The sequence below is a fragment of the Acidovorax soli genome, assembly GCF_014207955.1.
Classification (GTDB): domain Bacteria; phylum Pseudomonadota; class Gammaproteobacteria; order Burkholderiales; family Burkholderiaceae_C; genus Acidovorax; species Acidovorax soli_A.
Map to the genome: position 1 here is coordinate 55167 of NZ_JACHLK010000014.1, position 21345 is coordinate 76511.

23 protein-coding genes are annotated in these 21345 nt (G+C 69.6%); 14 read left to right on the forward strand and 9 right to left on the reverse strand.

Going from position 1 to position 21345, the window contains the following annotated elements; genetic code table 11:
* Nucleotides 1–8 precede the first annotated feature (8 nt).
* The 6 genes from HNP48_RS26865 to HNP48_RS26885 all read left to right on the forward strand — a co-directional run bounded on the left by HNP48_RS26865 (nucleotide 9) and on the right by HNP48_RS26885 (nucleotide 6761).
* A complete protein-coding gene (locus HNP48_RS26865; protein ID WP_184862985.1) occupies nucleotides 9–1205 on the forward strand; it encodes a formate dehydrogenase subunit gamma in 1197 nt (398 codons plus the stop codon).
* Nucleotides 1206–1216: 11 nt separating this feature from the next.
* On the forward strand, nucleotides 1217–1612 hold the full coding sequence (locus HNP48_RS26870; protein ID WP_409362585.1) for a hypothetical protein: 396 nt from the start codon (nucleotides 1217–1219) through the stop codon (nucleotides 1610–1612).
* 64 nt (nucleotides 1613–1676) lie between these two features.
* Nucleotides 1677–2543, forward strand: coding sequence for a formate dehydrogenase accessory sulfurtransferase FdhD (locus tag HNP48_RS26875; RefSeq protein ID WP_260420401.1), 867 nt, complete (start codon nucleotides 1677–1679; stop codon nucleotides 2541–2543).
* 36 nt (nucleotides 2544–2579) lie between these two features.
* Entirely contained in the window at nucleotides 2580–3416 is an 837-nt protein-coding gene (locus HNP48_RS35700) for a hypothetical protein (RefSeq protein WP_311773864.1), read from the forward strand.
* Nucleotides 3416–4156 (forward strand): C13 family peptidase, encoded by a 741-nt coding sequence (locus HNP48_RS35705; RefSeq protein ID WP_311773865.1) that lies wholly within the window; start codon nucleotides 3416–3418, stop codon nucleotides 4154–4156. Before HNP48_RS35700 ends, HNP48_RS35705 begins: the two co-directional genes overlap by 1 nt.
* A gap of 85 nt (nucleotides 4157–4241) precedes the next feature.
* The gene (locus HNP48_RS26885) at nucleotides 4242–6761 is read left to right on the forward strand and encodes an ABC transporter permease (protein WP_184862988.1); all 2520 of its coding nucleotides are present in this window, start codon (nucleotides 4242–4244) and stop codon (nucleotides 6759–6761) included.
* 5 nt (nucleotides 6762–6766) lie between these two features.
* On the opposite strand, the gene HNP48_RS26890 is transcribed toward HNP48_RS26885, so the two are convergent.
* The 4 genes from HNP48_RS26890 to HNP48_RS26905 form a co-directional block, all read right to left on the reverse strand.
* Nucleotides 6767–7510: an amino acid ABC transporter ATP-binding protein gene (locus tag HNP48_RS26890; protein WP_184862990.1), complete on the reverse strand. Its 744-nt coding sequence runs from the start codon at nucleotides 7508–7510 to the stop codon at nucleotides 6767–6769.
* Nucleotides 7507–8253, reverse strand: coding sequence for an amino acid ABC transporter permease (locus HNP48_RS26895; protein WP_184862991.1), 747 nt, complete (start codon nucleotides 8251–8253; stop codon nucleotides 7507–7509). Before HNP48_RS26895 ends, HNP48_RS26890 begins: the two co-directional genes overlap by 4 nt.
* A complete protein-coding gene (locus HNP48_RS26900; RefSeq protein WP_184862993.1) occupies nucleotides 8254–8952 on the reverse strand; it encodes an amino acid ABC transporter permease in 699 nt (232 codons plus the stop codon).
* A gap of 84 nt (nucleotides 8953–9036) precedes the next feature.
* Nucleotides 9037–9864, reverse strand: coding sequence for an ABC transporter substrate-binding protein (locus HNP48_RS26905; RefSeq protein WP_184862995.1), 828 nt, complete (start codon nucleotides 9862–9864; stop codon nucleotides 9037–9039).
* 119 nt (nucleotides 9865–9983) lie between these two features.
* Here HNP48_RS26905 and HNP48_RS26910 point away from each other — a divergent pair, with 119 nt between their 5' ends.
* The 3 genes from HNP48_RS26910 (at nucleotide 9984) to HNP48_RS26920 (ending at nucleotide 11555) form a co-directional block, all read left to right on the forward strand.
* Complete coding sequence (locus HNP48_RS26910; RefSeq protein ID WP_184862997.1) at nucleotides 9984–10415, forward strand: group II truncated hemoglobin; 432 nt, start codon at nucleotides 9984–9986, stop codon at nucleotides 10413–10415.
* 63 nt (nucleotides 10416–10478) lie between these two features.
* Entirely contained in the window at nucleotides 10479–11060 is a 582-nt protein-coding gene (locus HNP48_RS26915) for a hypothetical protein (protein ID WP_184862999.1), read from the forward strand.
* 24 nt (nucleotides 11061–11084) lie between these two features.
* The gene (locus HNP48_RS26920; RefSeq protein ID WP_184863001.1) at nucleotides 11085–11555 is read left to right on the forward strand and encodes a RidA family protein; all 471 of its coding nucleotides are present in this window, start codon (nucleotides 11085–11087) and stop codon (nucleotides 11553–11555) included.
* 6 nt (nucleotides 11556–11561) lie between these two features.
* Here the strand turns inward: HNP48_RS26920 and HNP48_RS26925 are convergent, their stop codons facing one another.
* From HNP48_RS26925 to radC, 3 genes are all read right to left on the reverse strand, one after another.
* Nucleotides 11562–12542 carry a tripartite tricarboxylate transporter substrate binding protein gene (locus tag HNP48_RS26925; RefSeq protein WP_184863003.1) on the reverse strand — a complete coding sequence of 327 codons (981 nt, stop codon included), beginning with the start codon at nucleotides 12540–12542 and terminating at the stop codon, nucleotides 11562–11564.
* Nucleotides 12543–12658: 116 nt separating this feature from the next.
* Complete coding sequence (locus HNP48_RS26930) at nucleotides 12659–13345, reverse strand: Smr/MutS family protein (protein WP_184863227.1); 687 nt, start codon at nucleotides 13343–13345, stop codon at nucleotides 12659–12661.
* Nucleotides 13346–13614: 269 nt separating this feature from the next.
* Nucleotides 13615–14328, reverse strand: coding sequence for a RadC family protein (gene radC / locus HNP48_RS26935; protein ID WP_184863004.1), 714 nt, complete (start codon nucleotides 14326–14328; stop codon nucleotides 13615–13617).
* Between the two features lie 89 nt (nucleotides 14329–14417).
* On the opposite strand from radC, the gene HNP48_RS26940 reads away from it, so the two are divergent.
* Nucleotides 14418–14882: a peptidylprolyl isomerase gene (locus HNP48_RS26940; RefSeq protein ID WP_184863006.1), complete on the forward strand. Its 465-nt coding sequence runs from the start codon at nucleotides 14418–14420 to the stop codon at nucleotides 14880–14882.
* The gene (gene ispH / locus HNP48_RS26945) at nucleotides 14882–15877 is read left to right on the forward strand and encodes a 4-hydroxy-3-methylbut-2-enyl diphosphate reductase (RefSeq protein WP_184863008.1); all 996 of its coding nucleotides are present in this window, start codon (nucleotides 14882–14884) and stop codon (nucleotides 15875–15877) included. The genes HNP48_RS26940 and ispH overlap by 1 nt, the downstream gene beginning before the upstream one ends.
* A 9-nt stretch (nucleotides 15878–15886) precedes the next feature.
* Here the strand turns inward: ispH and HNP48_RS26950 are convergent, their stop codons facing one another.
* On the reverse strand, nucleotides 15887–16579 hold the full coding sequence (locus HNP48_RS26950) for an HPP family protein (protein WP_184863010.1): 693 nt from the start codon (nucleotides 16577–16579) through the stop codon (nucleotides 15887–15889).
* Nucleotides 16580–16756: 177 nt separating this feature from the next.
* Here HNP48_RS26950 and HNP48_RS26955 point away from each other — a divergent pair, with 177 nt between their 5' ends.
* The 3 genes from HNP48_RS26955 (at nucleotide 16757) to HNP48_RS26965 (ending at nucleotide 19747) form a co-directional block, all read left to right on the forward strand.
* Nucleotides 16757–17698: a threonine/serine dehydratase gene (locus HNP48_RS26955; RefSeq protein ID WP_184863012.1), complete on the forward strand. Its 942-nt coding sequence runs from the start codon at nucleotides 16757–16759 to the stop codon at nucleotides 17696–17698.
* A 33-nt stretch (nucleotides 17699–17731) separates the two neighbouring features.
* A complete protein-coding gene (serS, locus tag HNP48_RS26960; protein WP_184863014.1) occupies nucleotides 17732–19054 on the forward strand; it encodes a serine--tRNA ligase in 1323 nt (440 codons plus the stop codon).
* A gap of 180 nt (nucleotides 19055–19234) precedes the next feature.
* Entirely contained in the window at nucleotides 19235–19747 is a 513-nt protein-coding gene (locus HNP48_RS26965; protein WP_184863016.1) for a DUF1993 family protein, read from the forward strand.
* Nucleotides 19748–19760: 13 nt separating this feature from the next.
* On the opposite strand, the gene HNP48_RS26970 is transcribed toward HNP48_RS26965, so the two are convergent.
* Entirely contained in the window at nucleotides 19761–21164 is a 1404-nt protein-coding gene (locus tag HNP48_RS26970; protein ID WP_184863018.1) for an RtcB family protein, read from the reverse strand.
* Between the last annotated feature and the right edge of the window lie 181 nt (nucleotides 21165–21345).

Below are 21345 nucleotides of genomic sequence, written 5' to 3' on the forward strand. Positions count from 1 at the left end.
GGCCTGCCATGAAAACCATTCTGTGCAGCATGGCCCTGTGTGCCGGACTGGCCTGGGGCACGGCGGCCGCCCAGGCGCCGGCCGATGCCGCCTCGGTGGCCGTGCCGGCTGCCGCCGCGGTTGCCCCGGCGCCCGGCGGTATCCAGAGCCAGAACATCTTCCAGGTCAAGCCCGACGCCAGCGAGGAGCCGGGCTACGCCCAGCAGAGCAACGGCGAGCGCGCCAAGGTGCAGCCGGGCAACAACGCGCCGATGTGGCGCCAGGTGGGCGAGGGCGTCACGGGCTACAGCAGCCTGCCCAAGAGCCAGGCGCCCGAGGCCGGCAACCTGATACAGCCCTTCGTGCAGTACCCCGGCTCGCGCGTGACCAATGCGGGCGAGGCCTGGCGCCAGGTGCGCAACCAGTGGATCATCCCCTACGGCGGCTCGCTGCTGCTCATCGTGGCGGGCGCGATTGCGCTGTTCTACTGGCGCAAGGGCACGATGCACCTGCACGGCACCGAGACGGGCCGCAAGATCGAGCGCTTCACCCCCTTTGAGCGCTCCGCCCACTGGGCCAATGCCATCGCCTTCGTGGCGCTGGCCATCTCGGGCCTGGTGATGGCCTTCGGCAAGTTCTTCCTGCTGCCCATTCTGGGGGGGCAGTTGTTCGGCTGGCTGGCCTATGTGCTCAAGAACGTGCACAACTTCGCCGGGCCGCTGTTCGCGGTGTCGCTGCTCATCGTGTTCCTCACTTTCGTGCGCGACAACTTCCCGCGCCGCGGCGACCTCACCTGGCTGCTCAAGGGCGGCGGCCTGCTCTCGGGCGCCGAGGTGCCCTCGCACCGCTTCAATGCTGGCGAGAAGCTGATCTTCTGGGGCGGGGTGCTGTTCCTGGGCGCCATCGTCGTGGCCTCGGGCCTGGTGCTGGACAAGCTGATCCCCGGCCTCATCTACGAGCGCGGCACCATGCAGATCGCGCACATGGTGCATGCCGTGGCCACGGTGGTGATGATGGTGATGTTCATGGGCCACATCTACCTGGGCACCATCGGCATGCAGGGTGCCTACCAGGCCATGAAGACCGGCTATGTGGACGAGACCTGGGCCAAGGAGCACCACCAGCTCTGGTACGAGGACATCCAGGCCGGCAAGATCCCCGCGCAACGCAGCAGCAGTGCCGGTACCACGGGTGAGGCAGCGCCAGCCAAGCCCATGCAGGCATGAGGAGGCCCCCCATGGCGATGAACACCCACTTCCTGCGCCCCGCACTGCTGGCCCTGGGCACTGCCTGCACCTGCGCTGCCGCGCTGGCCAAGCTGCCACCGCCCGCGCCCGAGGCCGCCGCCAAGGCGGCCGAAGCTGCGGCCAGGACCGCCTGGGCCGGCAAGGTCGACAACTACAAGCTGTGCCTGTCGCAGGACAAGGTCGCGGCCCATTACCGCAAGACCACCCCTGCGGCCAAGCCGGCGGCCCCGGGCGCAGCGGTCTGTGCGGACCCCGGCCCGTTTGCCTACACGCCCCCCGAAGCCAAGCCGCTGGAGGCGGCCGGTGCGCACTCGCCACCGGGCACGGCCAGCAGCCCACCCAACACCCAGGTGCCGGCCGCCGCGGCGTCGGCGCCCAAATCCTGACCACCGCCCGGTCCCGGCCGGCGTTTCCCCCCAGGGTCTGGCGGGGATGGGGTACGCTGCGCCCATGACCACCCACCCCGGCCTCCTGCCGCGGCTGACCCAGGCCCAGGCCCCGCTGACCCACCGTGTCGAGGTGGTCAACGAGCATGGCGAGCGCGAGGAGCTGTCCATCCCCGCCGAGCGGCCGCTCACCGTGTATGTCGACAAGCGCGAGCTCGTCACGCTGATGACCTTGGGCGCGCACCCCGAGCTGCTGGTGCTGGGCTACCTGCGCAACCAGCGCCTGGTGGAGTCGGTGCAGGACATCGAGTCGATCACCGTGGACTGGGAGGTCCACGCCGCGGCGGTGCGCACGCGCCATGGCATCGCGCGCATCGAGGAGCGCACGGCCAGCAAGGTGGTCACCACCGGCTGCGGCCAGGGCAGCGTGTTCGGCGGCCTGATGGACGAGGTGGACCGCATCGTGCTGCCCGAGGCGCGGCTCACGCAGGGCCAGCTCTACGGCATCGTCAACGCCATCCGCCTCAAGGAGAGCACCTACAAATCGGCCGGCTCGGTGCATGGCTGTGCGCTGTTCCAGGGCGAGGAGCTGCTGGTCTTCGTCGAGGATGTGGGGCGCCACAATGCCATCGACACCATCGCGGGGTGGATGTGGATGGCTGTCGCAGGCGCGGCGCCGATGGCCGGCACCGACAAGGTGTTCTACACCACGGGTCGGCTGACCAGCGAGATGGTCATCAAGTCGGCGCAGATGGGCGTGCCCATCGTGGTCTCGCGCAGCGGCATGACGCAGATGGGCCATGCCGTGGCCGAACAGCTGGGCCTGTGCGCCATCGGCCGTGCCACCAACCGGCGCTTCGTCTGCTACAGCGGCAGCCACCGGCTGGTGCTGCAGCCCGGGCTCGCGCAGGCCGCGCCTGCCCCCGGCTGACACCGGGCCGCCGCACGGCGGTGGCATGATCGGGCGATGCGCGACCAGAAATCCACCCACGCCTGGCCCGACACGCTGCCCAGCCAGTTTGGCCCCTACGACCTCGACGAGGTGCCGGAAACCCACCGCGCGCCGGTCGAATCCGTGCCGGCAGCAACGGACGGTGCCCCGCCCGCACCGCCCACCGCAGCCCCTGCTGTGGCCGCCGCGCCTGAGCGGCTGGCCGGGGCGCGCTGGTTGCTGGAGGGGTTGCGCGCCTCCGTGCTGAAACGGCCGCGCACGGGGGCTGCCGCTCCTGCGCCCGGGCAGGCCATTTGTCTCGTGCTGTTGTGCAGTGCCGTGCTCGTGGGTCTGGAGCGCCTGCACATCCCAGGCCCTGCGGCGTTCCATCTCGGGGGCTGGCTGACGCTGTGGTGGTCTCTGCCCGCACTGCTCGGGGCCGCCTGGTGGGCCCTGTCGCGCCCGCCGGCCGCTGGCACCGGGGACCGGCTTGCGGGCGGCGTGCCGGCCTGGCTGGTGCTGTCCACCGTGGCCGTGCTGCCGGCCTCGGTCGTGGCCTATGGGCTCATGGCCCTGGGGGCGCACGATCCCGCCCGCTGGTCCGCGGGCTACGGTTACTGGGCCTTCTGGGCCATCTATGGCGTGACGCTGCTCTGGGACCTGCTGGTCCAGACCGTGCTGATGGCACGCTTCACGCGCTCGCGGGGCCGTACCGCCGTCTTCGTGCTGGTGCTGCTGGCCGTGACCGGGGGCAGCCTGTACTACATGTCGTCCCAGTCCTGGGTGGCCCGTCCGGAAGCCAGCGAGGGGGATGCGCCCCACCCGCGCGCCTGCACCTGTCGCAGTCCGTCTTCGAGGCCCAGCAGGACCTGATGCAGCAGCAGGCCGAGGCCCTGGTCGCCGAGCGCCCCGGCGTGACCGATGTCTATGCCCTGGTGTTCGCCCCGTACGCCAGCGAGAACGTGTTCCGCCGCGAGAGCACCATGGTCAGCCAACTGCTGCAGGAGCGTTTCGATGCCCAGGGCCGGGTGCTGCACCTGCTCAACCACGCGGAGACCACCGACACCCATGCCTGGGCCACGCCCGAGAACCTCGAACGCGCCGTGCACGCCCTGGCCGCGCGCATGGACAAGGACAACGACCTGCTCGTGGTCTACATGACCTCGCATGGCGCCAGGAACCACCAGCTCGCGGCCTCGCACTGGCCGCTGGAGGTGGCGCCCACCACCCCCGAGATGCTGCGCGAAGTGCTGGACGCGGCAGGCATCCGCCACCGGGTGATCGCCATCTCGGCCTGCTACTCGGGCGGCTGGATCGACACGCTGGCCAATCCATCGACCCTGATCATGACGGCGGCCGACGCCACCCACACCTCCTACGGTTGCGGCGCGCTGTCGGAGCTGACCTTCTTCGGCCGGGCCGTGTTCGACGAGCAGCTGCGCAGCACGCACTCCTTCGAGGAGGCGTTCAAGAAAGCCGTGCCCCTGATCCAGCAGCGCGAGGTCGAGGCGGGCAAGAACGACGGCTTCTCCAACCCGCAGATCCGCGTGGGCGCCGAGATCGCTCCCGTGCTCAAGGGGCTCGAAGAGCGCCTGAACGCCACGCCACGCTGAGCCCGCCGGCCTGAAAGGGCCTGCGCGCCGGCTGGAAATGGGCCATTGCCGTGGTTGGACGCGCTTTTGCGCTAATGTCACGCCCATGAACCTCTCATTTATCCGCCTGGGCTGGCGCACCCTGCTGCGCGACCTGCGCGCGGGCGAGCTGCGCCTCTTGGTCGTGGCCGTGACGCTGGCCGTCGCTGCACTCACCTCCGTGGGCTTTTTTGCCGACCGCCTGCAGGGCGGCCTGCAGCGCGACGCCCTGCAACTGCTGGGCGGCGATGCCGTGGTGGCCAGCGACAACCCCACGCCCGCCGTGTTCGCCGAGCGCGCCAAGGCCCTGGGCCTGCAGAGCGTGACGACCATGGGCTTCCCCACCATGGGGCGGGCCGGCGACGACAAGGGCGGCGCCAGCAAGCTGGTGGCCCTCAAAAGCGTGCAGCCGGGCTACCCGCTGCGCGGCACGCTCACCGTGGCCGTGGGCCCGGGCGCGGCCGAGCAGACCACGCGCGACATCCCGGCGCGTGGCGAGGTCTGGGTGGACGCGCCGCTGCTCGAATCGCTGGGCCTGGCCATGGGCGACATGCTGCTCTTGGGCGATTCGCAGCTGCGCATCACCCGCATCATCGTGATCGAGCCCGACCGGGGTGCCGGCTTCATGAGCTTTGCGCCGCGCGTCATGCTCAACGAGGCCGACGTGGCCGCCACCGGCCTGGTGCAGCCCGCGAGCCGCCTGACCTACCGCTTTGCCGTGGCCGGGCCGGCCGCGGCGGTCAAGACCTTCAGCCAGTGGGCGGCCGACGAGGCCAAGAAACCCGAACAGCACGGCGTGCGCGTCGAGTCGCTGGAGAGCGGCCGCCCCGAGATGCGCCAGACGCTGGACCGGGCGCAGAAATTCCTGAGCCTGGTGGCTCTGCTGGCCGCACTGCTCTCGGCCGTGGCCGTGGCGCTGGCCGCGCGCGGTTTTGCCACCGACCACCTCGATGCCTCGGCCATGCTGCGTGTGCTGGGCCAGAGCCAGCGCACCATTGCCGGTGCCTACACCACCGAGTTCGCGCTCATCGGCATCTTCGCCAGCGCCCTGGGCGTGGCCGTGGGCTACCTGGTGCACTACGTCTTCGTGCTGCTGCTGGCCGGGCTGGTGGAGTCGGCCCTGCCCGCAGCCAGCCTGTGGCCCGTGGCCTTCGGCCTGGGCATGGGGCTCACCCTGCTGTTCGCTTTCGGCCTGCCGCCCGTGCTGCAGTTGGCCCAGGTGCCGCCGCTGCGCGTGATCCGGCGCGACGTGGGCGGGCTCAAGCCGGCCTCGCTGGCCGTGCTGGGCGTGGGCGTGGCGGGCTTCGCGGCCCTGCTGCTGGCGGTGAGCAGCGACATCAAGCTCGGTCTGATCGCCGTGGGCGGCTTTGCGGGCGCGGTGGCGCTGTTCGCGGGCCTGAGCTGGGTGGCCGTGAAGCTGCTGCGCCGCAGCGTCAACGAAGCCACTGCGCCGCGCTGGCTGGTGCTGGCCACACGGCAGATCTCCGCGCGCCCGGCCTATGCCGTGGTGCAGGTCAGCAGCCTGGCCGTGGGCCTGCTGGCCCTGGTGCTGCTGGTGCTGCTGCGCACCGACCTCATCAGCAGCTGGCGCCAGGCCACGCCGCCCGATGCGCCCAACCGCTTCGTCATCAACGTGATGCCTGAGCAGGCCGACGCCTTCCAGCAAAGCCTCAAGGATGGCGGCGTCAAGCGCTACGACTGGTACCCCATGATCCGCGGCCGCCTGCTGGCCGTGAACGGCAAGGCCGTGGGCCCGGCCGACTACACCGATGACCGCGCCAAGCGCCTGGTGGACCGCGAGTTCAACCTCTCCACCGCGCTGCAGCAGCCGCCCCACAACCAGATCGTGGCCGGCAAGTGGACCGAGAACGAGCAGGGCGCCGTCAGTGTGGAAGAGGGCATTGCCGAGACGCTGGGCCTGAAGATGGGCGACATGCTGCAGTTCGACATCGGCGGCGTGCAGAACGAGGCGCGCATCACCAGCCTGCGCAAGGTGGACTGGGGCTCCATGCGCGCCAACTTCTTCGTGATGTACCCGGTGGACCACCTCGAAGGCGTTGCGGTCACCTACCTGGCCGCCTACCGCGCGCCGGACAAGGCGGGCTTCGACAATGCGCTGGTGCGCCAGTTCCCCAACATCACCAATGTGGACATGGGCGCTACCATCACCCAGGTGCAGCGTGTGCTCGACCAGGTGATCCGTGCGGTGGAGTTCCTCTTCGCCTTCACGCTGGCCGCCGGGCTGGTGGTGCTGTTCGCGGCCGTCACGGCCACCCGCGAGGAGCGGGCGCGCGAGTTCGCCATCATGCGCGCCGTGGGCGCACGCGCCAGCCTGCTGGGCCAGGTGCAGCGTGCCGAGCTCATGGGCGTGGGCCTGCTCGCGGGCTTTCTGGCCAGCACCGTGGCCGTGGTCGTGGGCTGGGCACTGGCGCGCTTTGTCTTCGACTTCACCTGGACGGCATCGCCCTGGGTGCCGCTGGCCGGCGCCGTGGCCGGTGCCGTGCTGGCGCTGGCCGCCGGCTGGTGGGGGCTGCGCGAGGTGCTGCGCCGCCCCGTGGTGGAGACGCTGCGCCGCGCGGCGGAATAGCCGCTTTACGCCGCCCGCGCAAACGGCGTGCGGATGTCCGACAGGAACTGCTGCGCGCGCGGGTGCTGCGGGCGGGTGAAGAACTCGCCCGGCGTGGCGCGCTCGAGCACGCGGCCCTCGTCCATGAAGAGCACGCGGTCGGCCACCTCGCGCGCAAAGCCCATTTCGTGCGTCACGCAGACCATGGTCATGCCGTCACGCGCCAGGTCGCGCATGACCAGCAGCACCTCGCCCACCATCTCGGGGTCGAGCGCGCTCGTGGGTTCGTCGAACAGCATCAGCGGCGGCTCCATGGCCAGGGCGCGGGCAATGGCCACGCGCTGCTGCTGCCCGCCCGAGAGTTCGCTCGGCCAGGCGTGCGCCTTGTGCGCCAGCCCCACGCGATCGAGCAGGGCCAGTGCACGCTGCTCGGCCTGCGGGCGCGAGAGCCCGCGCAGCTGGATCGGTGCCAGCGCGCAGTTGTCCAGCACCGACAGGTGCGGGAACAGGTTGAACTGCTGGAACACGAAGCCGATGCGCGAGCGCAGCGTGTTCACGTTCACATCGGGCCCGTAGATGTGGTGCCCGTCGATCAGGATGCGCCCACCCTGGATGGGTTCGAGCCGGTTGAGCGTGCGGATCATCGTGGACTTGCCCGAGCCCGAGGGCCCGCAGACCACGACCACCTCGCCCTTCTCGATGGTCTCGGTCACATCCACCAGGGCGTGGTAGCTGCCGTACCACTTGTTGACGTCGTGCAGTTCGATCATGTTGCGAGGGATTGGGTGGAGGTGGATGTGGGGGGCGAAGCGGGGGAGGGCGCCGATGGCGCTGCGGCGCGCCGCGCCAGCCGGCGCTCCAGCGCATAGGCCAGGCGCGACAGGCCGAAGCACAGCACGAAGTAGGTCAGGCCCAGGATGCCGAAGACCTCGGCCGGGCGGACGAAGACCTGGCTGTTGATCTGCGTGGCGATGAAGGAGACTTCGGTGAGCCCGATGATGTAGCCCAGCGAGGTCTCCTTGATGGTGGAGACGAACTGGTTCACCAGCGAGGGCAGCATGCTGCGCAGCGCCTGGGGCAGCACCACCAGGCGCATGGCGCGTGGGTAGGACAGGCCCAGGGCGCGCGCGCACTCCATCTGCCCGCGCGGCACACCCAGAATGCCGGCGCGCACGATCTCGGCCAGGTAGGCCGCGTTGAAGACCACGAGTGCGAGCAGCATGGTGGTGAACTGCCCGGTCTTCACCCCGGTCACGCTGGGCAAAAAGAAATAGGCCCAGAAGATCACCATCAACAGCGGCGTGCCGCGCACCACGAAGACCAGGGCCGTGACGGGCCAGCGCACCAGGCGCCAGGGGCTCACGCGCGCCAGGCCGAACACGATGCCCAGCGGCAGCGCCAGCAGCAGCGCGCCAGCCGCGAGCAGCAACGTGAGCGCCAGGCCACCCAGCGGGCCATTCGGGTACTGGCCAACCAGGAAGTACAGCCAGTAGGTGTCGATGAGTTCCAGCATCTAGATCGTGCGTACGGGATAGCGGTGGTGGTACCAACTGGCCATGCCGGTGATGAGCAGAGAGACCGTGAGGTAGGCAGCGCTCGCAAAGGCAAAAGCCTCCACGCTGCGGAAGGTGGCGCTTTCCACCTTGGCGGCCTGGTACATCAGTTCGGCCACACCGACCACGGTGGCGATGGAGGTGTTCTTCCACAGGCTCAGCGACTGCGAGATCAGCGGCGGCACGGTCACGCGCAGCGCCTGCGGCAGCACCACACGGCGCATGGTGGCCAGGAAGCCGAAACCCAGCGCACGGCCCGCCTCCATCTGCACCGCTGGCACCGAGCGGATGCCGCTGCGGATGTCCTCGGCCATGAAGGCCGCGGTGTAGAGCGACAGTGCCACGATGGCGGCGGCTGCCTCGGCATGGCCGCTGTCGTAGAGCCACTGCTTGGCGGCCTCCGGCAGCAACTCGGGCGCACCGAAGTACCAGAACAGCATGTGCGCCAGCAGCGGCACATTGCGGATGCCCTCGACAAAGGCAAAGCCCGCCCAGCGCAGCGCTGCCACGGGTGCCAGGCGCAGCAGCGCCACGACCAGGGCGATCGGCAGGGCCGCCAGCAGCGATGCGGCCAGCAGCTGCAGCGACAGCAGCAGGCCACCCACCAGCATGAGGTGGTACTGGCCGCTCAGCAGCAGGGAATAGTCAAACACAGGCATGCATGCCGGCCCGACGCGCCACAGCCGCGAGAGCGTGCACCAATGGCACGTCCCCAGGCCCCGGCGCGGGGCCGCCCACCACCATCAGCCGTCGATCTTGTCCGACTCGAACTTGAACGGACGGGTGGTGAACTTGATCTTGGTGTTGGGGCCATACCACTTGAAGTAGATCTTCTCGGCCTCGCCCGACTTCTCCAGGTCGCGCAGCGTGTCGTCCACAATGGACTTCACGGCGCTCTCGCCCTTCTTGATGCCCAGCGCCAGCGGCTCCACGCTCAGGTTGGTGGGCAGGATGGCGTAGTCCTTGTTGCGCGCGCCGAGCTTGCCGAAGTCGTCGATCAGCGAGGACTCGTCGTTCACATAGCCCACGCCCTTGCCCTGCTGCAGCGCCAGGAAGGCCTGCTGCGTGGTCTCGAAGGTCACCACCTCCACGGTGGGCACGGCCTTGCGCACATTGGGCTCCTGCGTGCCGCCTTTGACGGTGACCACGCGCTTGCCGGCCAGGTCGGCCACGTCCTTGATGCCGCTGGCCTTCTTCACCAGCACCTTCTGGCCCGTGACGAAGGTGGTCAGCGAGAAGTCGATCTGCGCCTCGCGCTCCTTGTTGTGCGTGAGCGAGGCCGCCAGGATGTCCACATGGCCCTGTTGCAGCTCAGGGATGCGCGCGGCCACGGCCAGTTGCTTGAACACGGGCTTGACGCCGATCTTCTTGGCGATGGCCTTGCCCAGGTCCACCTCGTAGCCGATCAGCTCGCGTGTCTTGGGGTCGATGAAGCTGTTGGGCTCATCGGTGCCCAGCACGCCGACGACCAGTTCGCCCTTCTTCTTGATGTCGGCCAACTGGTCGGCATGGGCGGCGCCCGCGACGGCAAACGCGGCGGCGACCAGGGAGGCAATGAAACGGATGCGCATGGTGTTTTCTCTCTCCAGATGGGTTGGAGCACCAAGACTACGCTTCCAACTGAGAGATATGAACATCGCATTTCTTATAATCAAACTCGCCAAACGTGCTTGGCGCAGACTGTGACCCCATGGACGACGACACCCCCGAAAACACCACCCCCGCCACCACACCCTTCGAATGGATCGGCGGCGAAGAGCGCGTGCGCGCCCTGGTCGAGCGCTTCTACGACCTGATGGACCTGGAGCCGGGCTATGCCGCACTGCGCGCCGCCCATGGCAGCGACCTTGCCAGTGCGCGGCAAAAGCTGTTCTGGTTCCTCTGCGGCTGGCTGGGTGGGCCGTCCTACTACACCGACCAGTTTGGCCACCCGCGCCTGCGCGCGCGCCACATGCCGTTTGCCATCGGCCCGCTGGAGAGCCGGCAGTGGGTGGCCTGCATGGACCAGGCCATGGGCGAGACGGGCGTGCCCGAGGCGCTGCGCACGCGGCTGCGCGAAAGCTTCACGGGCACGGCGGACTGGATGGTCAACCAACCCCTGGTCGCCAAGAAGCTGATGTGAGCGGTGGTGGAGCGCGGCTGCAGGCATACTGCGGCTGTCCATTCCACTGAAAGGGTCCGCGCCATGCAGCGTTCGCTTGTCCTTGCCGCCAGCCTGCTGGCCTGTGCCCTGTCGCATGCCCAGCCGGCCCCCGCTGCGGCGGACACCTGGAGCAATGTGCCACCGGCATCGGACGACCGCTTCACCAACCCCAAGAGCAAGCTCTACGCGGGGCCCAACGGCTGGCACAACTTCGGCGAGGTGCGGGCCGAGGTGGCGAACGCGGCCAAGACCCGCTACGCCTTCAAGACCGGGCTCACCTACCTCACTACGCCCAAGGCCTTCGTGTTTGCCTCCAACTCCCAGACGCAAGTGGTCGAGGTGGACTTTGGCACCGACCGCCCGGCACCGGGCACCTACGAGGCGTCGGCCAAGCCCGACCCGGCGCAGAAGAAGGTGCGGGTCTCGCTCGGCGATGCGTCGGGTGGCAAGCTGCTGGGCTGGCAGAGCGCCGACAAGGCCGGCACCGTCACGCTGTCCAAGGTGAATGGCTACCTGTACTTCAGCGCGCGCAACCTGCGCCTCGGGCCCGTGGGCATGGGCAATACGGGCGATCTCAAGCAGCCCATGTCGCTGGGCTTTGAGGGGGCGGCCGTACCCGAATGAGCCTATTCAACCCCCGGAGAATCCATGTCCTGCGATGAACGTTTTGCACAGGAAGCCCAGGCGCTGGGCTACCGCTTCGACGGCGAGATCAAGATCGGTGGCAACTACGTGCCGCTGGTGCGCGATGGCCGCCACCTCTACCTGAGCGGCCAGATACCGCGCGTGGGCGATACCGTGGTGGTCACCGGCGCGGCTGGGGCCGATGCCTCGCTGCAGGACGCGCAGCGCGCCGCCCAGGTCTGTGCCATGCGCGCGCTGGCGCTGCTGCAGCGCGCGTTGGGCACGCTCGATGCCGTCACGGCCGTGCTGCGCATCACCGTCTACGTGCAGTCGGCCCCCGGCTTCACGCAGCAAAGTGAGGTGGCCGACGGTGCTTCGGACCTGCTGTTCCGCGTGCTCGGCCCGGCAGGCGCACACACGCGCACCTCGGTGGGGGTGCTGCAGCTGCCCAAGAACGCGACGGTCGAAGTGGACCTGATCGCCACCACCGACTGAGCTGGATCACTCGGCCTTGATGCCGGCTGTTTTCACCAATTGGGCATAGCGCCCGTACTCGGCCGCCACCTGGCGCTGGAACTGCTGCTGCGGCGTGCCCGTGGCGTCGATGCCCTGCGCGGCCAGCTCGGCGCGCGCGGCCGGCGTCTGCACGATGCGCGCGGCATCGGCGGCGATGGCGTCGAGCACGGGCTGCGGTGTGTTCGCCGGCGCGAACAGGCCGAACCAGGTGCCCGAGCGGTAGCCGCGGTAGGTCTCGCCCACGGTGGGCACCTCGGGCAGCAGGGCGTTGCGCTGCTCGCCCGTGGTGGCCAGTGCCACCACGCGGCCGCTGCGGATGTGCGGCAACGCAGGGCCCAGGGCCACGAACATCACTTCCACCTGCCCGGCCACCACGTCCTGCAGGCCCAGCGGCCCGCCGCGGTAGGGGATGTGGGTGGCGAAGATGCCCGCCTGCTGCTTGAGCAGCTCCATGCTGAACTGCAGTGCGCTGCCATTGCCAGCCGAGGCATAGCTGTAGCGGCCCGGCGCGGCCTTGGCGGCACGCACGAAGTCGTTCAGGCTGCGAAAACCTGTCTTGGCGTTGGCCACGAGCACGAAATCCACATGGCCGAGCGAGACCACGGGCACCAGGTCGCGCTGTGCGTCGTAGGGCAGCTTGGGCTGCAGGTTGGGCAGGATGGTGATGGGCCCGTCGCCGCCGACCAGCAGGCTGTGTCCGTCGGGCGGGGCCTTGGCCAGCGCGTCGGCCGCGACGATGCCGCCGGCCGCGCCGCGGTTGTCCACCACCACGGGTTGCTTCCACTGCTCGGCCAGGCGCTGCGAGAGGTAGCGCGCCAGCACATCGGGCGCGCTGCCGGGCGAGTTGTGCACCGTGAGGCGCACGGCCTTGGTGGGGAAGGTGGCTGTCTGGGCCGAGGCGGCAAGGGCCACGCAGGCAGTGGCCAGGGCCACGGCGAGGGATCGGAGGGAGGCTGCAGCGCGCATGGCCGGTTCGCAAGAAAGTCGAGGAAGGCCGGGATTCTGGAGGCCCTTGCGCGAAACGGGAACGATCCTTTTTTCAGATCCTTAGCTGCAAAAGATCTAAGCCATGCGTCCGGGGGTCAGGGATGGCGGGGCCCTGCCGGCTGCAGCAGCACCAGCAGCGCACCCGCGCCGCCATCCACAGGCCGGGCCTGCACGAAAGCCAGCACCTCGTTCTTCTGCACCAGCCAGCGCTGCACCCGGCCCTTGAGCACCGGGCTCTTGCCGGGTGAACCCAGGCCCTTGCCGTGCACCACGCGCACGCAGCGCAGGCCGCTTTTGTGCGACTGGCGGATGAACTGGCCCAGGGCTTCGCGCGCCTCGTCCACACGCAGGCCGTGCAGGTCGAGCTGGCCCTGGATGGCCCAGTAGCCCGCGCGCAGCCGCTGCGTGACCTGCACGCCGATGCCGGGGCGGCGGTAGCTCAGTGCATCGTCGGTGTCGAGCAGGGTGCTCACATCGAAGTCGTCGCTGATGGATTCGAGCAGCACGCGCTCCTCGTCCAGCCAGTGCTGCAGCGGCAGCGGCTGGGGTGGGCGGCGCTGCAGCCGCGCCAGGTTGCGCACGCGCAGCGGCGTGATGGGGCCCACGCTGCGGCTGAACAGCTGCTGCTCGGCCTCGGCCCGGGCAGCGGCTTCGCGCCGGGCCTTTTCCTCGGCCTGCTCGCGCTCATGCTGCTCGCGCAACTGGCGCGCCACAGTGGCCAGTTCCTCCAGGTCGGTGATGCGCTGGCTGGCGCGCCGGGGAGCCGGGGCGGGGCGCCGCAGGGGCTTGGCCGCTGGCGCAGGGGGCGTGGCCGGCGGCCGGGGTACGCGTGCGGGCCGGGCCGCCGCCAGGTGGGCCGCGGCCGACGCGCGGCGCGAAGCCCGGGTGGGTGGCGGCACCGGTGGCGCCGCGGCGGGCAACGCTGCGGCCAGGCTGGGGGGCAGGGCCTCCTTGCCCGCGCTGTCGGCCGCGCGGGCCAGGGCCGTCTGCAGCGCCGTGGGCACGGCCGGCGGCGCTGCGGGGGCGGGTGGTCGGGCCGGGGGGGCGGGGCTCACAGCAGCCCCTTCTCGGCCATCGACAGGGCCTGGCCGGGCGCCACGATGACATGGTCGAGCACGCGCACATCGATCAGCGCCAGTGTGGCCTTGAGGGTCTGGGTCAGGGCCTCGTCGGCATGGCTCGGTTGCACGCTGCCGCTGGGGTGGTTGTGGGCCAGCACCACGGCGGCGGCCTGGTGGTGCAGGGCGCGCAGCACCACCTCACGCGGGTAGACGCTGGCCTGGGTGAGCGTGCCGCGGAACAGCTCTTCAAGCGCCAGCAGGCGGTTCTGGTTGTCCAGGAACAGCACGGCGAACACCTCGTGCCCCTTGGCCGCCAGGTGCAGTTGCAGGTAGTGCTTGACGGTGTCGGGCGCGTCGAACACCTCGCGCTCGCGCAGCTGCTGGGCCAGGGCGCGGCGCGCCAGCTCCAGCACGGCCACCAGCTCGGCGCGCTTGGCCGGGCCCAGGCCCTTGATGCGGGACAGGTCGTCGGCCGTGGCGTTGAGCAGGCCGGCAATGCCGCCAAAGCCACCCGCCACCTTGCCGGTGGCGGCGTGCAGCACGGGCGGATCGAGCAACTCCTGCGCCATCTGCAGCACGCCCTTGCCCACGATGCCCGTGCGCAGCAGGATGGCGAGCAGCTCCGCATCGGCCAGCGCGGCGGGGCCGCGTGCGAGCAGTTTTTCGCGCGGCTGGGCGTCCGGGGGGAGGTCTTTGATGGCCATGGCGTGCAGGGAAAAAGGCGGCTCAGGGGTATCCAGCCATGGGGGATTGCCCGTTTTTCTACAATAGGGGCCAGTTTATCGGGACTTTCATGACCTCTACCGCCACAGCCCTTCCCACCGTACAGCCGGGCTCCTTTCTCACGCTGCACTATCGCCTGGCAGGTCCGGCGGGGGATGTGATCAACACCTTTGCCGACAAGCCGGCCACCCTGTCCCTGGGCACGGGCGAGCTCTCGCCCGCCATGGAGCAGCGCCTGCTGGGTCTGGTGGAGGGCACGCGCGCCACCTTCGAGCTGGCCGCAGGCGAGGCCTTTGGCGAGCGCAACCCCGACATGCAGCAGTGGGTGGCGAAAAAGCTGCTCAGCGACCTGGGCAGTGCCGACGAGCAGTACAGCCCGGGCGACGTGGTGCAGTTCCCCACCCCCGATGGCATGGGCAGCTATGCCGGAGCGGTGATGCAGGTGCGCGAGGACGGTGCCGTGCGTTTCGACTTCAACCACCCGCTGGCGGGCCAGCCCGTCACCTTCGAGGTGCACGTGATCGGGATCCTCTGATGCAGACCCCCCAGGAAATCCTGCTCGCCGAGCCGCGCGGCTTCTGCGCTGGCGTGGACCGCGCGATCGAGATCGTCGAGCGTGCGCTGCAGAAGTTCGGCCGCCCGATCTATGTGCGCCACGAGATCGTGCACAACACCTATGTGGTCAATGACCTCAAGGCCAAGGGCGCGATCTTCATCGAGGAACTCTCGGACGTGCCCCCGGGCGCGACCCTGGTCTTCAGCGCCCATGGCGTGAGCAAGGCTGTGCAGCAGGAAGCCCAGGCGCGCGGCTTTTCCATCTTCGACGCGACCTGCCCCCTGGTGAGCAAGGTGCACGTGGAGGTGGCCAAGCTCGCCAAGGAAGGCTACGAATTCATCATGATCGGCCACAAGGGCCACCCCGAGGTGGAAGGCACCATGGGCCAGCTCGACTACGGCATCCACCTGGTGGAAGACGTGGCCGATGTGGCCCGCGTGCAGCCCGGGCAGACCGCCAAGCTGGCCGTGGTGACGCAGACCACGCTGAGCGTGGATGATGCCGCCGAGATCTCGGCCGCCGTGCGTGCCCGCTTTCCGCAGGTGCGCGAGCCCAAGCACCAGGACATCTGCTACGCCACGCAGAACCGGCAGGACGCGGTCAAGGTGCTGAGCCCCCAGGTGGACCTGGTGATCGTGGTGGGCAGCCCCACCAGCTCCAACAGCAACCGCCTGCGCGAGCTGGCCGCCAAGCTGGGCACCACGGCCTACATGGTCGACAGTGCCGACGAGCTGCAGGCCGAGTGGTTCAACGGCGTGGCGCGCGTGGGCCTCACGGCCGGTGCCTCGGCGCCCGAAATCCTGGTCAAGCAGGTCATCGACCGCATCAAGGCGCTGGGCGCCGTGTCGGTGCGCAGCATGAACGGCATCGAAGAGACCATCAAGTTCCCCTTGCCCAAAGGCCTCAAGATCGATGCCGCCACGGGCTTCGAGATCCAGGAGCGCCAGCCCGAAACCGGGCCGGCCGGCCGCTGACTGTACGGCTTACAAGGGCACTGCGGGCCCGCTCCACAAGTCCAGCGGCGGGTCGGCCGCCACCGCGCGCAGGATGTCGGTGCGCGAAATGAAGCCCGTGAGCCGCCCCACGTCGTCCGCCACCGGCAGGCCGGGCAAGCCGGTGTCCAGTAGCACGGCGGCCACGCGGCGCAGCTCGGTATCGGCCGCCACAGCGGGTACCGGGCTCACCATCACCTCCGAGACGGGGCGCCGGGCCAGCTCGATGGCCTGCTTCACGGCGCCCGGTTCGGGCAGCAGGTCCAGCGGCGCCATGTCGGCGCGCAGCAGCAGGCCCACCACGCGGCCTTGGGTATCCACCACCGGCGCCTGGGCCACATGGTGCTCCGCCAGCCGCTGCCAGGCGTCGTTGACGCGGGCTTCGGGCGCCACGGTCAGGGCCTCGCGCGTCATCACATCGCTCACCAGCGTCAGCGGCTGGCGCGCCTGGGGCGGGCCCTGCTCGGTCTGGGCGTAGGCGCTCACGGCGTCCTGCAGGCGCAGGTTCACCGGCAGCGCCGCGGTGTGGACGGTCTGGGGCAGGATTTCGGGCTGCGCCTGCTCGTCCAGCGAGCGCGTGCGCAGGGCTTGCGGCCGCTGCACGCGCCGCACCGGGGCCACACTGGCCAGGTTTTCCGCCCCGCCGCGGTACATCTGGCCCGAAGGGCCGAATACGAAGAACATGCCTGCAACCTCCTCTGGGGCGGTCTGCCCTCTACAGTCGCCCCTGGCCATGTTATCGGCAGAAAAAAGGCCGGGGCACAGGCCAGGGTGTATCCAGGTGTGGCGGGTGGCGGCCGCCCCGGGCATCTACACTCTGCAGTTGTCCTGAATCCGGCCCTTTGGGGCCTTTGCATCCCCATGATCGACCGCGCCGCCATTTCCGCCGCCCGCGCCCAGCTGGCCTCCCGCCCCGATTTCCTGCGCACCACGCCGCTGCTGCGCATGAGCGGCCGATCCCTGGGCGTGGGCTGCGCCGAGGTCTGGCTCAAGCTCGAGCACCTGCAGGTGGGCGGCAGCTTCAAGGCGCGCGGCATGCTGTACCGCCTGCTGGCCAACCCTGTGCCCGACAGCGGGGTCATCATTGCCTCGGGCGGTAATGCCGGCATTGCCGTGGCGGCGGCCGCCCGTGCGCTGGGCGTGCGCTGCGAGGTCTTCGTGCCCGAGGTGTCGCCCGAGGCCAAGCGTGCCCGCCTGCGCGCCCTGGGGGCCGACGTGGTGGTCACTGGCGCCGCGTACGCCCAGGCCTTTGAGGCCTGCGTGGCGCGCCAGCAGGCCACGGGCGCCCTGCAGGCCCATGCCTACGACCAGCCCGAAGTGGTGGCTGGCGCCGGCACCCTGGCCGCCGAGATCGAGGAGCAGGGCGGCCGCCTGCCCGACACCGTGCTCGTGAGCGTGGGCGGCGGCGGCCTGATCGGCGGCGTGGCCGCCTGGGTGGAAAGCCGTGCCCACGTGGTGGCGCTAGAGCCCGAGCGTGCCCCCACCCTGCACGCGGCGCGTGCCGCCGGTGCACCGGTGGACGTGGAGGTGGGCGGCATCGCGGCCGATTCGCTGGGCGCGCGCCGCATCGGCGCCATCGGCTGGGAGGTGAGCCAGCGCCACGTGCACGCATCGCTGCTCCTGCCCGACGAGGCCATCCGCTCGGCCCAGCAGTGGCTGTGGAAGGAGCTCAAGCTGGCCGTGGAGCCCGCCGCCGCGCTGGGCCTGGCGGCCCTGCAGACGGGCGCCTACAAGCCGCAGCCGCAAGAGACCGTCGCCATGGTTCTCTGCGGCGCCAACTTTGACCCCAGCGGCCTTGCCTGAGCCCCGCCGGCCTGTCCCTCTAAAATCGCCCCCATGCTAGACATTCTTCTTCTCCGCAAAGACCTCGACACGGCCATCGCGCGCCTGGAAACCCGCAAAAAGCCCCAGGCCTTCCTGGATGTGGCCGCCTTCCAGGGCCTGGAATCCGAGCGCAAGACCCTGCAGTCGCGCACCGAAGAGCTGCAATCGCAGCGCAACCAGCTGTCCAAGCAGGTCGGCATGCTGATCAGCCGCGGCGAAAAAGACGCGGCCGAGGCCACCAAGGCCCAGGTCACCGCCATGAAGGCGGAGCTCGACCAATCGGCCGCCCGCCTGGAGCAGATCCAGGCCGAGTTGCAGGCCATGCTGGTGGCCGTGCCCAACCTGCCGCACGAGAGCGTGCCCGTGGGCTCCGATGAGTCGGGCAACGTCGAAGTGCGCCGCTGGGGCACGCCCGGCACCTACGCCTTCGAGGTCAAGGACCATGTGGACGTGGGCACGCCCCTGGGCCTGGATTTCGACATGGGCGTCAAGCTCTCGGGCTCGCGCTTCACGGTGATGAAGGGACAGATCGCGCGCCTGCACCGCGCGCTGTCGCAGTTCATGCTGGATGTGCAGACACAGGAGCATGGCTACACCGAGTGCTACGTGCCCTACGCCGTCAACGCCGATTCGCTCAAGGGCACGGGCCAGTTGCCCAAGTTCGAAGGCGATCTGTTTGCCGCCAAGAAGGGCGGCCAGGATGGCGAACCCGTGCCCGACAATGCCGCGCTCTACCTCATTCCCACCAGCGAGGTGCCGCTGACCAACTTCGTGCGCGACGTGATCGTGGCCGAGGCCGAGCTGCCGATCAAGCTCACGGCGCACACCCCGTGCTTCCGCTCCGAGGCCGGCAGCTACGGCCGCGACACGCGCGGCATGATCCGCCAGCACCAGTTCGACAAGGTCGAGATGGTGCAGATCGTGCACCCCGAAAAGAGCTATGAAGCGCTCGAAGAGATGACCGGCCACGCCGAAGCCGTGCTGCAAAAGCTCGGCCTGCCCTACCGCGTGATGAGCCTGTGCACGGGCGACATGGGTTTTGGCGCCGCCAAGACCTACGACCTCGAAGTGTGGCTGCCCGCGCAGAACACCTACCGCGAGATCAGCTCGGTGAGCAACTGCGAGGCCTTCCAGGCGCGCCGCCTGCAGGCCCGTTTCAAGAACGCCCAGGGCAAGAACGAACTGCTGCACACCCTGAACGGCTCGGGCCTGGCCGTGGGCCGCACCCTGGTCGCCGTGCTGGAGAACTACCAGCAGGCCGACGGCAGCGTGACCGTGCCCGAAGTGCTGCGCCCCTACCTGGGCGGCTTGGCCGTGCTCGCGCCGCAGGCTTGATGCAAGGCGTCTGCACTCCTTGATGAACGGGCCTGCGGGCCCGTTTTTCATGGCCATGCACGCTCTTGGGCATGCGCCAGCAGCCTTTCGCGCGTTGTGGTGCAATGCGTTCCGGCAGCGTGCCCACCACCCTGAGAGCGCGCGCCGCATCCCCTTACCACCCTTGCAGGACCGACTTCCATGACCCACCCCATGCACACCTCCAGCATCCCCGTGTTCCGCCAGATGCTGGGCGCCCTGAAGGACGTGCTCGCCAAGACCGAAGCCCATGCCACCGCGCGCAAGATCGAGCCTGATGCGCTGCTGCAGGCCCGCCTCTACCCCGACATGTTCTCCATGGCGCGCCAGGTGCTCATCGCCTGCGACTTCGCCAAGGGCGTGAGCGCGCGCCTGGCCGGCGTCGAGGTGCCCTCGTTCCCCGATGGCGAGCGCCCCAGCTTTGCCGATCTCAACGAACGCATCGACACCGTGCTCGCCTTCATCGAGGGCTTGCCCGCCGAGAATTTTGCCGAGGCCGCCACGCGCCAGATCACCCTGCAGCCCGGCACCCCGCGCGAGCGCCAGTTCCTGGGCCAGGCCTACCTGCTGCACTACGGCCTGCCGCAGTTCTTCTTCCACGTGACGACCGCCTATGCACTGGCGCGCCACAACGGCGTGGAGCTGGGCAAGAAGGACTACATGGGCAAGATCTGACCGGTGCGATGGTTCAAGCCTTGAACGTCACCCAGGGCTTGAGCCGCACCGCAGCCCGCACCAGGCCCGCCGTTTCCTGCGCATCGATCACGGGGCCGATGGGCTTGTAGGCCTCGGGTGCTTCTTCGATGCGGCGCTCCTCGCGCAAGGTCACGCATTGCCAGGGCTGCGCCGCGTCGTCTGCTGCCCGCGGGCGCAACGCCCGCACGGCCTGCCGGCGCATGCGCCGGCCCGCGCCGTGGCTGCACGACCAGAGCCAGTCGGCCGAGCCCAGGCCTGTCACCAGGTACGAGGCATCGCCCATCGACCCGGGGATCAGCGCGAAATCTCCCGCATGTGCGGGCGTGGCCCCCTTGCGGTGGATGTTCATGCCTTGCTCGCGCAGCACCACGTTGTGCGGCACATCCACCACCAGGCGCGAGCCCGCTGCGCCGACGACCTGCTCCAGATCCTTGCGCACCAGTTCCGCCAGCACCACCCGATTGGCCCAGGCGTAGCGAGCTGCCACGCCCATGGCCTGCAGGTATTCGCCGGCCAGGGGGCCCGAGAGGCCGTACAGACCGCTTTCCGGGTGGCGCACGCCCCGGGGCCATTGGGCCCTGGCGCGGTCCATCCAGGCCTGGCCGACGTGAAAGCCCACATCGCGCGAGCCGCTGTGGATCATGACCACCACGTCGCCCGCGCGCAGCCCTGCTTTCCAGGCGGCGTGCCGGTCCAGCACCTCTTCGACCACCTGCAGTTCCACGAAGTGGTTGCCCGAGCCCACCGTGCCCAGGCCCGGGTCGCGGAAGACCGCGTGCCGCTCCTGCAGGTAGGCATCGGGTGCGTAGCGTGCGCTGCCGCCAAAGCTCGCTAGTCCGATGCAGGAGTCAAGTTCCACCCGCAGGCGCGCCTTGTCGGCATGCGCCCAGAGGCCTTCACTACCCAGCCCGTCGATGAAGGCGCCGGGGCCCTCGTCGAACAGCGCACGGAAGGCGCGCGTGCTCACGGGCACGTCGCGTGCATTGTTGAGCAGGCTGGCCGTGAGCAGGTCCACGAGCCGCTGCTTGTGGGGCGCGAGCTGGTCCAGCCGCGCGCCGGTGGTCAGCAGGCGCACGCTGCAGTTGATGTCGGTGCCGATGGCCGCCGGGATCACGAAGTCCGGCGGCGTGGCCACGATGCTGCCCACCGGCGCCACCGTGCCGGGGTGGAAATCCGGCGTGGCGCACGCGCGGCAGACGGCGCCGTGGCCGTGGGGATCGCGCACGGCCGCAAAGGCCAGCAGCTGGCGCACGGCCTTGTCCTCCAGGGGCAGGCTGTCGGGCAGAAGGATATGGGCTTCGGCCTGGTCGTCGCGCACGTGGTAGATGCCGTCGCGATAGTCCAGGGCGATGCCGGTGCGCGCAAAGGCGCGCTGAAGTCGTTGGTAGGTACCCATGGCTGCAAATTCCGCGAGGCCGGTTGGCGCTCGCCGTGTCCGGGTTGCTTCGGTCATGTGAAGCAGACTTTTCTCGGACGATGAAAGACACCCGGGGCCTGTAGGCCCGGGAAGCGTCCTTCTTGCAGCAGCAGGGTCAAGAAAGGAAAGGCCGCGCAGTATAGCCGCGCTCTTCCGGGAT

What these genes read in the sequence shown, in the direction of transcription:
- HNP48_RS26865 (WP_184862985.1), top strand. Translation starts at nt 9, where the DNA reads ATGAAAACCATTCTGTGCAGCATGGCCCTGTGTGCCGGACTGGCCTGG.
- HNP48_RS26870 (WP_409362585.1), top strand. Translation starts at nt 1,217, where the DNA reads ATGGCGATGAACACCCACTTCCTGCGCCCCGCACTGCTGGCCCTGGGC.
- HNP48_RS26875 (WP_260420401.1), top strand. Translation starts at nt 1,677, where the DNA reads ATGACCACCCACCCCGGCCTCCTGCCGCGGCTGACCCAGGCCCAGGCC.
- HNP48_RS35700 (WP_311773864.1), top strand. Translation starts at nt 2,580, where the DNA reads ATGCGCGACCAGAAATCCACCCACGCCTGGCCCGACACGCTGCCCAGC.
- HNP48_RS35705 (WP_311773865.1), top strand. Translation starts at nt 3,416, where the DNA reads ATGCAGCAGCAGGCCGAGGCCCTGGTCGCCGAGCGCCCCGGCGTGACC.
- HNP48_RS26885 (WP_184862988.1), top strand. Translation starts at nt 4,242, where the DNA reads ATGAACCTCTCATTTATCCGCCTGGGCTGGCGCACCCTGCTGCGCGAC.
- HNP48_RS26890 (WP_184862990.1), bottom strand. Translation starts at nt 7,510, where the DNA reads ATGATCGAACTGCACGACGTCAACAAGTGGTACGGCAGCTACCACGCC.
- HNP48_RS26895 (WP_184862991.1), bottom strand. Translation starts at nt 8,253, where the DNA reads ATGCTGGAACTCATCGACACCTACTGGCTGTACTTCCTGGTTGGCCAG.
- HNP48_RS26900 (WP_184862993.1), bottom strand. Translation starts at nt 8,952, where the DNA reads ATGCCTGTGTTTGACTATTCCCTGCTGCTGAGCGGCCAGTACCACCTC.
- HNP48_RS26905 (WP_184862995.1), bottom strand. Translation starts at nt 9,864, where the DNA reads ATGCGCATCCGTTTCATTGCCTCCCTGGTCGCCGCCGCGTTTGCCGTC.
- HNP48_RS26910 (WP_184862997.1), top strand. Translation starts at nt 9,984, where the DNA reads ATGGACGACGACACCCCCGAAAACACCACCCCCGCCACCACACCCTTC.
- HNP48_RS26915 (WP_184862999.1), top strand. Translation starts at nt 10,479, where the DNA reads ATGCAGCGTTCGCTTGTCCTTGCCGCCAGCCTGCTGGCCTGTGCCCTG.
- HNP48_RS26920 (WP_184863001.1), top strand. Translation starts at nt 11,085, where the DNA reads ATGTCCTGCGATGAACGTTTTGCACAGGAAGCCCAGGCGCTGGGCTAC.
- HNP48_RS26925 (WP_184863003.1), bottom strand. Translation starts at nt 12,542, where the DNA reads ATGCGCGCTGCAGCCTCCCTCCGATCCCTCGCCGTGGCCCTGGCCACT.
- radC (WP_184863004.1), bottom strand. Translation starts at nt 14,328, where the DNA reads ATGGCCATCAAAGACCTCCCCCCGGACGCCCAGCCGCGCGAAAAACTG.
- HNP48_RS26940 (WP_184863006.1), top strand. Translation starts at nt 14,418, where the DNA reads ATGACCTCTACCGCCACAGCCCTTCCCACCGTACAGCCGGGCTCCTTT.
- ispH (WP_184863008.1), top strand. Translation starts at nt 14,882, where the DNA reads ATGCAGACCCCCCAGGAAATCCTGCTCGCCGAGCCGCGCGGCTTCTGC.
- HNP48_RS26950 (WP_184863010.1), bottom strand. Translation starts at nt 16,579, where the DNA reads ATGTTCTTCGTATTCGGCCCTTCGGGCCAGATGTACCGCGGCGGGGCG.
- HNP48_RS26955 (WP_184863012.1), top strand. Translation starts at nt 16,757, where the DNA reads ATGATCGACCGCGCCGCCATTTCCGCCGCCCGCGCCCAGCTGGCCTCC.
- serS (WP_184863014.1), top strand. Translation starts at nt 17,732, where the DNA reads ATGCTAGACATTCTTCTTCTCCGCAAAGACCTCGACACGGCCATCGCG.
- HNP48_RS26965 (WP_184863016.1), top strand. Translation starts at nt 19,235, where the DNA reads ATGACCCACCCCATGCACACCTCCAGCATCCCCGTGTTCCGCCAGATG.
- HNP48_RS26970 (WP_184863018.1), bottom strand. Translation starts at nt 21,164, where the DNA reads ATGGGTACCTACCAACGACTTCAGCGCGCCTTTGCGCGCACCGGCATC.